Source organism: Yersinia sp. 2542 StPb PI, assembly GCF_048593855.1.
Taxonomy (GTDB): Bacteria; Pseudomonadota; Gammaproteobacteria; order Enterobacterales; family Enterobacteriaceae; genus Yersinia; species Yersinia enterocolitica_E.
This window is the reverse complement of sequence record NZ_JAZGQA010000323.1, coordinates 1-2,409: the sequence shown is the minus strand read 5'-3', so window position 1 is coordinate 2,409 and position 2,409 is coordinate 1. Positions and strand designations below refer to the sequence as shown.

The following is a 2,409-nucleotide window of genomic DNA, read 5'->3' as shown; positions in this document are numbered from 1 at the left end:
GGGGCTTTTTCACCAGAAAAATGGGCTAATATATTTGAGAAGACAATATCGCTCATTTGAATTCGAGTTTCAGTCGTTGCACTGGCAATGTGTGGCAGCAAGACCACATTATCCATCTCGATCAATGCTAGTGGCACATTAGGCTCATCGGCAAAAACATCTAAGCCCGCACCACCAATATTTTGCTGCTGCAACGCAAGGATTAAATCATCCTGATTCACCATACTGCCACGGGCAATATTGATCAGAATGGCGTGATTAGGCATCGCAGCAAAAACGGTGTTATTAACCAAACCGGCACTGTCTTTCCCTCCCGAGATTGCGACCACCAGAATATCGCTTTGACTGGCAAGGCTCATAAGATCAGGCACATATTGGTAGGGCAGAGTTTCGTTGTGTGCTTTGTCGGTGTAAGCAATTTGCATATCAAACCCCGCGGCTCGGCGAGCAATGGCTTGGCCAATCTGCCCCATACCGAAGACCCCCAAACGCTTGCCGGTAACCTTAGATGATAATGGCAAAGTACTGTGCGGCCACTGTCCGGCACGCAGGAATTTATCAGCCAGACACAGGCGGCGAGACGTGGCAATGATTAGCCCCAGCGCGGTATCAGCAACATCGTCAGTCAGTACACCGGGAGTGGTAGTCACAATAATATTGCGCTCGTGGGTGGTTGCTAAATCCACCGCATCGGTACCGACGCCAAAGATTGAGATTATCTGCACTTCAGGCAACAGTGCCAACACCTCATTGCTGACACCAATATCACCACGGGTCACGATGCCTTTAATATTCTGACCCTGTTCTGCAAAAAACTCAGCATGATCGGTAACCTGGAAGAGTTTATGAACAGTAAAGGTTTGCTCCAATTTTTCAGTTAAATAGTCCATTACCGGAGCGATGATTAATACGGCTTGTTTGCTGTTTTTCATTACGGGTACCTGATCATGTCAATAAATCATAAAAAACCAGAATGGCGACAGGTAATCATCGGATGATTTAGCCATTCAGCGAATGTCGTTATAAGACCCGTTTTCAATGTTTTATTTTGTGATGCAGGTCACTGTAAATCATGTTAAGAAAACATGTTACCGGTAACGTGATCGACCTATCATTGCTAGTGCTGAATTGTTTCAGCCAGGCAAATACCGGTTAAAAACTTATAGAATTAACTCAGTAAAATGTTATCGGTTGGCGTTATTTGTTATTGATTGACGGAGGGATAATTTAGCGGCCATTGACCAAAGTGATTCGCAGCCATCATCCAGAGCCATGGCTGCTAGCGGTGATAAGAAGATCAGATAGTCCCACCGAGTGAAATGCGATAATGCAAGTCAACCTGTTCAATTGTAGGGATTTTATTTATTTTCTTAATCAGAATTTCCGCTGCAACTTTACCCATTTCAAACCGTGGGGTGGTAACACTGGCCAGCACCGGGGTGGTTGCCTGGCCGATATCTAAGCCATGGAAACCCGAAATTGCCATTTCAGCCGGTATCGCCATGCCTATTTTCAGACATTCTTGTAACACGCCGACGGCCATATCATCATTAGTACAAAAAATAGCATCAACCTGCGGATACATTTGTCGTGCCAGAGCTAGCATCCCAGCCCCGATCGAGACAGAAGAGACCTTATTAGGAGTGATATGCAATGGCGTAAAACCTGTATCTACCATCGCCTGACTATATCCCTGATAACGCTTGCGATCTCGTACATCTGACATCGAGCCAAAATAGACAATATTCTGCTTACCACTGGCCAATAGTGTCGCTGTCATATCGTAGGCAGCCTGATAATTATTAAAACCAACGGTAATACGGTTGAACTGTGGCTCTAAATCCATCACTTGTGCAACCGGAATTTCGGCTGCATTCAAATACTTATCAGCACGTAAGGTATGTTCTGAATCGGTGAGTATCAAACCTGAGATCTGACAGGACAACAGATTAACGATCTGCTGCTCCTCACGTTCTTTATCATAGTTATAGTTAACCACCAACGTTTGATAGCCGCTGGCAGCGGTTACCGATTCAATACCCGCCAGCAAGTCAGAGAAAATCTGGTTATTAAAGGAAGGTATTAAGATACCAATACGCGGGATCTTTTGATTAAGACCACTTTCCCCTTCAGAATCAGTAGCATAGTTAACCTCCGCCATCACTTGAGCAATACGCTCAGCCGTCTCTGGAGCCACTTTTTCCGGCGTGCGTAAGTAGCGGCTGACAGTCATTTTGGTCACGCCCGCAAGTAACGCGATATCCTGTAACGTAACACGCTGGTTTTTCATGGCAAATACCTGGAACAAGAGTGCGCAATGGGTAAGGTGATTATGCACTGTTAGCTTGTGTAATGAAAAGCATGTTACTGCTTTAAAATACAATAACAGCCATGTGACATATTATTAAT

General features: G+C 44.9%; 2 protein-coding genes. Both read right to left on the bottom strand.

Going from position 1 to position 2,409, the window contains the following annotated elements:
- A partial coding sequence (locus tag V1952_RS21165; RefSeq protein WP_420075481.1) for a 2-hydroxyacid dehydrogenase occupies positions 1–932 on the bottom strand: 932 nt, incomplete at its 3' end.
- 365 nt (positions 933–1,297) lie between these two features.
- Positions 1,298–2,290 carry a substrate-binding domain-containing protein gene (locus V1952_RS21160; RefSeq protein ID WP_372559463.1) on the bottom strand — a complete coding sequence of 331 codons (993 nt, stop codon included), beginning with the start codon at positions 2,288–2,290 and terminating at the stop codon, positions 1,298–1,300.
- Between the last annotated feature and the right edge of the window lie 119 nt (positions 2,291–2,409).

Bases quoted from the DNA above. Each gene is read 5' to 3' on its own strand.
- V1952_RS21160 (WP_372559463.1), bottom strand. From the start codon at position 2,290: ATGAAAAACCAGCGTGTTACGTTACAGGATATCGCGTTACTTGCGGGC.